The sequence below is a fragment of the Endozoicomonas sp. ONNA2 genome (assembly GCF_024606365.1).
In the GTDB taxonomy this organism is placed as follows: Bacteria; Pseudomonadota; Gammaproteobacteria; order Pseudomonadales; family Endozoicomonadaceae; genus Endozoicomonas.
In genome coordinates, this window is record NZ_JAHHPO010000071.1 from 1 (window position 1) to 7,783 (window position 7,783).

General features: G+C 48.9%; 7 protein-coding genes. 4 read left to right on the top strand and 3 right to left on the bottom strand.

The features are described from left to right. Positions 1–199: 199 nt before the first annotated feature. The gene (locus KDK14_RS01275) at positions 200–1,141 is read left to right on the top strand and encodes a ribose-phosphate pyrophosphokinase (RefSeq protein ID WP_257263203.1); all 942 of its coding nucleotides are present in this window, start codon (positions 200–202) and stop codon (positions 1,139–1,141) included. A gap of 242 nt (positions 1,142–1,383) precedes the next feature. On the opposite strand, the gene KDK14_RS01280 is transcribed toward KDK14_RS01275, so the two are convergent. Next, the gene (locus tag KDK14_RS01280; RefSeq protein ID WP_257263204.1) at positions 1,384–2,004 is read right to left on the bottom strand and encodes a hypothetical protein; all 621 of its coding nucleotides are present in this window, start codon (positions 2,002–2,004) and stop codon (positions 1,384–1,386) included. A gap of 348 nt (positions 2,005–2,352) precedes the next feature. On the opposite strand from KDK14_RS01280, the gene KDK14_RS01285 reads away from it, so the two are divergent. Continuing rightward, positions 2,353–2,970: a 50S ribosomal protein L25/general stress protein Ctc gene (locus tag KDK14_RS01285; RefSeq protein ID WP_257263205.1), complete on the top strand. Its 618-nt coding sequence runs from the start codon at positions 2,353–2,355 to the stop codon at positions 2,968–2,970. 15 nt (positions 2,971–2,985) lie between these two features. Beyond that, positions 2,986–3,597, top strand: coding sequence for an aminoacyl-tRNA hydrolase (gene pth / locus KDK14_RS01290; RefSeq protein WP_257263206.1), 612 nt, complete (start codon positions 2,986–2,988; stop codon positions 3,595–3,597). A 12-nt stretch (positions 3,598–3,609) separates the two neighbouring features. On the opposite strand, the gene KDK14_RS01295 is transcribed toward pth, so the two are convergent. Continuing rightward, positions 3,610–4,620 carry a D-alanine--D-alanine ligase gene (locus KDK14_RS01295; RefSeq protein WP_373691015.1) on the bottom strand — a complete coding sequence of 337 codons (1,011 nt, stop codon included), beginning with the start codon at positions 4,618–4,620 and terminating at the stop codon, positions 3,610–3,612. Positions 4,621–4,678: 58 nt separating this feature from the next. Continuing rightward, entirely contained in the window at positions 4,679–5,875 is a 1,197-nt protein-coding gene (locus tag KDK14_RS01300) for a hypothetical protein (RefSeq protein WP_257263208.1), read from the bottom strand. A 543-nt stretch (positions 5,876–6,418) separates the two neighbouring features. Here KDK14_RS01300 and ychF point away from each other — a divergent pair. Further along, positions 6,419–7,510, top strand: coding sequence for a redox-regulated ATPase YchF (gene ychF / locus KDK14_RS01305; RefSeq protein ID WP_257263209.1), 1,092 nt, complete (start codon positions 6,419–6,421; stop codon positions 7,508–7,510). Positions 7,511–7,783 lie beyond the last annotated feature (273 nt).

Sequence of the window (7,783 nt, forward strand, 5' to 3'; positions counted from 1 at the left end):
AGGCATCAGGTTTTGATCCTGACATGCGGGGGTTCGAATCCCTCCACCCCAGCCAGTATTTTGTCCATGTTCTCCCTCAGACCGAACGTTGTTTCCAGTCATCTGTTGATGCTGATTTTTCAGACAGTGTTCTGTCTGAACCCTCTCTTATTACTCGATTGTTCCACTTAAGCCCAGTATCCAAGCAAGGTAATTTCCCGTGTCGAAAATGATGGTGTTTGCCGGCAACTCAAATCCGGATTTGGTTCACAAAGTTGTCAATCACCTGCATATCCCCCTTGGCAAGGCTTACGTTGGCCGTTTCAGTGATGGCGAGTGCGCCGTGGAAATTCAGGAAAATGTCCGTGGCCGGGATGTATTCATCATCCAGTCAACCTGTGCGCCAACCAATGATAACCTGATGGAACTTTTGGTGATGGCAGATGCCATGCGCCGTTCTTCGGCCATTCGCGTAACGGCAGTTCTGCCCTACTTTGGTTATGCCCGTCAGGATCGTCGTCCCCGTTCCAGCCGGGTACCGATCAGTGCCAAAGTGGTTGCAGATATGGTTGCTGGCGTTGGTGTGGATCGTGTGTTAACGGTTGACCTGCATGCGGATCAGATTCAGGGTTTTTTTGATATCCCTGTGGATAACGTCTATGGTTCGCCCATTCTGCTGGACGATATTGAGCGTCGTAATTACAGTGATGTGATGGTGGTCTCACCAGACCATGGCGGTGTCGTTCGTGCCCGTGCCGTGGCCAAGCGCCTGAACTCTGACCTGGCTATTATTGACAAGCGCCGTCCAGAAGCCAACAAGAGTGAAGTCATGAATATCATAGGTGATGTGTCCGGGCGCACCTGTATTCTGGTTGATGATATGGTGGATACTGCCGGTACCCTGTGTCAGGCTGCTGCAGCCCTGAAAGAGAAGGGTGCAAAAGCCGTTTATGCTTACTGTACTCACCCAATTCTCTCAGGCCGTGCCCTGGAAAATATCGCCAACTCCCAACTCGATGAGCTGGTGGTTACCAACACCATTCCCCTGAGTCCGGCAGCCCGGGCCCTGGATAAGATCCGTCAGCTGGATATGTCTACTCTGCTGGCTGAGTCGGTGCGCAGAATCAGTAATGCAGAATCTGTCAGTGCGATGTTTCAGTGATACTCGTTGGGATGGCAAGGTGGTTGGAAATTGCATTTCCAACCACTGAACCACAGCGTATCTACGGAAATTATTGTTGGCAGGCAGGGTCTGAATGTTAATTATTTATCAATTCTCACGCAATACTCCACCCATAGCCCGGAGAGTTCGGGTGGAGATGGGTCGGGCCGCGCAGGTCGGGCCGCGCAGGTCGGGCCGCGCAGGTCGGGCGGCCATCCGCGCAGTGGCGGGAGGATGCCAAGTTACTGAATTGAGCATCCCCAGCTGGCATCATCTTGTAAGGATGCTTTTTTTTGACTCAGAAAAATTCCAGCCTGCTCCATTGTCTCCTGTACCTTTTTAGCATGCTTATCCAAATCTTCGTAATTGATATTGCTTATATTCAAGAGCGTGTAGTAGAAAGTTCTATTATTTTGAGATTTAATTGATTCACAGGTTCGTTGAAGAATTGAAATGCTCCTCAGTAGTGATTCTGGTGATTCATCCTGTTTTTCCTTATGTCTGTTTTTTCTGAGTTTTTCGATGTTTTCCGAAACTAAAATCTTGAATGTTTCAAATTCGTTGGGTCCTTTAAAGTGAGAAACCAAGTGTGAACCAAAAGATCTTAATAAAAATGTTTCAGTTTGGTCTTTTTCTGACATAAATGTGGTATCAAAATTCTCACTATTTCCGCAAGGGCAAGTACTGATACTGTAGGGCATGGCTTTTTGCTCCTTTTTAATTAGCAGATGGACTTTTGGATATTGATGACAGTCATGGGCAGCATTTTTCATGGCTCTCCTGAAATTTTGGATAACCGGGTTATCCATTTCATATAGACGGCATGTAAGGCTATCAGGTTCCATAAACGCTGCAAAAAACATGTTGTTCCCTGCCCACAGCGGTCTGATTGCGCTGCAGTGCCATTTGTTTTTCAGTCAGTTTGTTTTTCAGTCAGTTGTTGGCCAAATGGAATCGTATATTTCTGGCTAAATGGGTAGTTACTATGCAAGGCGCAACACAGGAGCAGTTGCCGAGAGTGACTGCCAACCTGGTCAGAAAATATAATTTCATCTGGTTAACTACTGAACCGGCTCTGGTGCAGGAAACATGTTTTGCTTTTTTACGCCGGGCCGGTATGATATTGCACCTTTGAGTCCCTTTGTGGGGTTCTGTTTGAACAGCCGGTCTCTGTCTGGTCGCGAGGCAAAGGCAGGTATATTGGAGATAATATGTCTGAAGCAATCGTTTTAAACGCAACAGTGCGTAAGGATATCGGGAAAGGTGCGAGCCGCCGCCTCCGTCGTGCTGACCTGGTTCCGGGTATCATCTATGGTGGTGATGCTGAGCCCCTACAGATCACTCTGGAAGGTAAAGCCATCCGTAAAGCCCTGGAAGTTGAAGCTTTCTACTCTCAGATTCTGACCCTGACTGTTGACGGCACCAGGCAGCAAGCCATCCTGAAAGACCTGCAGCGTCATCCGGCTAAAGAGTTTGCCATGCACATGGATTTCTTGCGTGTTGATGCAGACCATGAGATCACGACTAATGTTCCCTTGCACTTCATCAATGAAGAAGAGTGTCTTGGCGTGAAGGCTGGTGGTGCGATCGTACACAACCGTGTTGATCTGGAAATCAAGTGTCTGCCGGGTGATCTGCCAGAGTTCATCGAAGTTGACATGGCCAAGGTTGAAGTGGGTGGCCACGTTCACCTGAGCGATCTGACCATTCCTGCGGGCGTTGAAGTTATCTCTCACGGTCAGGACCTGGACATTGCCAGTGTTCAGGCTACCCGTGGTGGTTCTGAAGAAGAGTCGGAAGCGTCTGCTGAAGAGGCTGGCGAAGAGTAAGCACAAGGAGGCATTATGGCAAAATCTTCGGAACTCTTATCCCCGGAATCGATTCGACTGGTTGTGGGGCTGGGCAATCCGGGAGCACAGTATAAAGATACCCGCCATAATGCCGGCTTCTGGTACGTTGAGCAGTTAGCAAGAATCCATGGCGCCATCTTGCAGCCAGAAAAGAAGTTTTTTGGCATCACTGCCCGAGTACTGATCGGCGGACAGGAAGTTCGCCTGCTCAATCCTGCCACTTTTATGAATCGAAGTGGTCAGGCTGTTAGTGCCATGGCGACTTTCTTCAAAATCCCTCCTGAATCCATCCTGGTGGTTCACGATGAGCTGGACCTGCCTGCTGGCGTTGGCCGTTTGAAGCAGGGTGGTGGCCATGGCGGTCATAACGGTCTTAGAGACATTATCGCTTCCCTTGGCAACAGTCGTGAGTTTTTCCGGCTGCGACTTGGTATCGGCCATCCCGGAAGCAGCAAGGATGTGGTGAACTATGTGTTGACCAAACCATCGGTTGCCGAGCGGCAAAAGATTGATGCAGTGATTGATGAATCGATCCGGGTTACACCTGAAGCCCTGAATGGCAAACGGGCCAAAGCGATTCAGGAGCTGCATACTTTCTCTGCCTGAGATTTTTTCCTGTCAATTGGATATATCCAACTCGGGGATTGGCCAATAATCATCGCTATTAAATGGTTTGTCCTTTCTAAGCATGGCGTTATCGACCAATCGGCAGATCAGTTCTTCAAACTCAGTCCCCGCATGCCTTGCGCCATCAGGAAACAGGCTGGTGGGTGTCATTCCGGGAAGGTTGTTAATTTCTACAAAGATTGGTTCTCCATCCTGCGGGACGATAAAATCGGAGCGGCTGATGTCCCGGCAGCGAATCAGCTGGTGGGCCTGCAGGGCGATCTGCTGAACCCTTTGTCGCTGATAATCGGTAATGCGGGCAGGAATAATATGTTCACTCAAGCCCGGAGTGTAGCGGTGGGTATAGTCATACCAGGCATTATCAGGCGTAATGATTTCTGTGGTTGGCAGCACCTGTGGAGCATCCAGCTCAAGTACGCCGACCGTGACTTCCCTGCCATGAATACAGGTCTCCACCAGCAGTTGCTGATCTTTCTCGAAGCCGCTTGTCAGCCGTTCTGCCAGTTCTTGCTTGCCTTGGGCAAATTGAATGCCGATACCGGACCCCTGGGCAAAGGGCTTGATAATAACCTTCTCCCCCAGTGCTTCAATGCATTGGCTGACGGACAGGTTTAACGGGTCGCTGCGGGAAACGACACAATCTTTTGCCATCGGGACACCCCCAGCCTGTAAAATACGCTTGGTGGTGACCTTGTCCAGGGCGCAGGCACTGCCCAGGACCGTTGAGCCAACATATGGGATGCCCATAATCTCAAGAAGCCCCTGCAGGCAGCCATCTTCACCCATCGGGCCGTGGGCAATTGGAAACACAACATCAACCTGGTGGAAGGTCAGGTTGGCGGGCAGCATCTCATTGAGCTCAAGAGTGACTACTTTCTGATAATTTTTCTCCAGTGGCGGGCTGATGCGACCTGCTGAAAGTCTTGAAACGCTGGCTTCCGGGGAGGGGCCCCCACAGACTATTCCCACGGTTATGCTTCTGTCTGGCATAGGGTGTTCCATAAGATTGATAGTACAAATTATCTAATGTAGTCGTTTTTGTTGTCCTGCATATGGTTAATTAATATTCAGAGGTTACCCAGCGGTAAAATCCAGAGGCCAGAATAAAGCCCAGTCCGGCTTTCATAACGGTATAGACATAGGGGGACGATGAGAGGTAGCTGGCAATGACATAAAAAAGCATGGCGGTGCTTGCTATTTCTACCGTGGCCAAAATGCCTGCTGTTGCCCCATGCAGGCCGGGAACGCTTCCCATGCCCAGGGTATGACCAACGGTTCCTGTAATCGGGCTGGTGCCGATCCAGAGTTTGCTGATGTAAGGGTGCCTTTGGGCATAATCGGGGAGATCGTATAGCGATGGGAATTCCTTGATGATTGCCCAGTCATTAACCAGCGCGTTAAGGTAATGCTTGCCACCGGTGGACGTAATCAGTGCGGCTGGTTGAGCATCAAACCGGGTGTTGCCTTGACTCTCTTCGACCAGCTGTAACTGCCTGGCAGCTTCTATAAGCTCATTGACTTCATCTGATTCACTGGCTGTTCCACTTATCAGGAAATGCATATGGTTTCTGAGGAGTAAAGAGCTGTATGTCGCAGAGGGCTCATTTGTGGTGTCACCGCTGTTTGAATATAGCTTTTTGTCAGGTAATTGAGCGGTTTCTATTCCTGCTGGTATTGCATCAACGCCTCGTTTACTCAAAGAAAGAACGGCAACCGTTGGTGTCCTGTTGATAGTGCCATTTTCGATCTTATGGCATAGAAGGGCGTCTATCGTTGACGTTCCGTTAAAATGTAATTCATTTAACACTTTGATGATTTTTGGTGTGGCCACTGTGACTCGCTGCAGGGTTTCATCACTTTCTTTTGCCTGGCTCGGAATAATAAGGGAAAGGTGGGTGATTTTTTTGATTCGTTGATCGTGGCAATAATAGGTCCGTTGTGGGGGGCTTTCTGGCAAAACGATGGGAGCAGAGCATGGGTCGATGAAGTAATCCGCCGGGGCAAGCACTCGATTTCTGCCAATAAGAATACCCTTTGCCATTCTCTTTTCCCTGGCAAGGGGGGAGTCGGCGCAGTGGTCAAAGTGAGCAGTAATGACGGGTGGGGCGTTGGAGTGCTGTTCAAGGGTATACCCGGTCAGATACCAGTCGACAGGTGTTGCCATTGGTTGGGTGCCTTGTGCTGCGATGGCTGTGAGTGGATAAGCCACTAGTGCAAGTACCACGTTAAACATAACGGTTTTGATCAATTGATTCACAGGATTGTCGCCTTGGTTATTCAGGAAATACACAGTTAAAAAGTCTTGCATCCATTAGTTTGGTCACAAGCTGCTTTCTGATCATTTGTTTTAGGTGTTGAGTGCCTGGACATTTTTTTGTGCGGATAATTCTATTTTTGTTAACACCCATAATTGTTATTTAGCCCGATTCTGTTTAAAAACAGCCTTGGGCTGAATTAGCAAATAGTTCCAATTGCAGTAGGAATATGAGTGTCTGAAGCAGTATAACGGAAAGTTCTGCTGACCTTTGCCAATAACCAGGGTTCGGTTCCGGAAGAAACGGTGATCGGTGTCGGAACTGCCGCTGGTGTCGGCACTCTCGGCAACTGCTCCTTTTACATAGCTGCAGCTATGCTCCCTCCTTACGGTACCAGCCCAAGTAGCCAGAAATATTCGATACCATTTAGTAATGGCCAGGATTGGTCGTCAGCGCGTTTGTTTAGTATAAAAATCCTGAAATTTTTTCCACCAGTCTTTATAATTCGCCCCCATTAGATATTTTCACGAGCGAGCAGAAGCGCTATGGGTTTCAAATGTGGCATCGTTGGATTGCCAAACGTTGGTAAATCAACGCTATTTAATGCCTTGACCAAGGCGGGTATTGATGCAGAAAACTTCCCGTTCTGTACCATTGAGCCCAATGCCGGTGTTGTTGCCATGCCAGACCCCCGTCTGGATAAGCTGGCGGCCATTGTTAATCCCCGGCAAGTGTTACCAACCACCATGGAGTTCGTGGATATCGCGGGCCTTGTCGAGGGTGCTTCCAAAGGGGAAGGCCTGGGCAACAAGTTTCTGGCGAATATCCGTGAAACGGATGCCATTGCCCATGTGGTTCGCTGCTTTGTCAATGACAACGTCATTCATGTGGCCAACAAGATTGATCCCCGTGCTGATATTGAAATAATCAATATGGAGCTGGTGCTGGCGGATCTTGAAAGCTGTGAAAAACAGCTGCAGCGTGTTGCCCGCTCTGCCAAGGGTGGTGACAAGGACTCCATAGCCCAAAAGGGATTGCTGGAAAAAATCATTCCGCACCTGGAATCCGGTAGCCCGGTTCGTTCCCTTGATATGAGTGATGATGAGCGAAAACGTGTTCGTTTGTTCCACCTGCTAACCATCAAACCCACCATGTATATTGCCAATGTGGATGAAGATGGTTTTGAGAATAACGAATACCTGGATATCGTACGGGAAATTGCGGCTCAGGAAGGTGCGGCGGTGGTGCCGATCTGTAACAAGCTGGAATCAGAAATTGCCGAACTGGATGATGACGAGCGTGCAGAGTTTCTTGCGGACCTTGGCCTGGAAGAACCCGGCCTGGATCGCGTCATCCGCGCCGGTTATGAACTGCTTGGTTTGCAAACATACTTTACTGCAGGTGTGAAAGAAGTCAGGGCCTGGACGGTGAAAGTGGGTGCAACTGCGCCGCAGGCTGCCGGAGTTATTCATACTGACTTTGAGCGTGGTTTTATTCGCGCGGAAGTCATCAGCTATGATGATTTCATCAAATACAATGGTGAACAGGGTGCCAAAGAAGCGGGCCGTCTGCGCGTCGAAGGTAAGGCGTATATTGTCCGGGATGGTGACGTTATGCACTTCTTGTTTAATGTCTGAACCTTGCAGAAAGAACGTTTGAATAAAGTACCTGATTACCACTGATCGTATGTTATGAATCAGCTGCTATAATAAACGTCGATAGTCATGTGTTTTGGCGGCAAAACTGATGTTTAAAAATACTATTCAGTTCCAAAAAGTTGTGCGTATATTCTTAAATAAACTTTCTCTATGTCACGACGTACGATCAGTGGTAATCAGGAAATATTTTGCGCCACCCTAACCCGGATATTTCATAAACGTGCTCCCGATCTCGCTTGTCCTTTGCCGCTC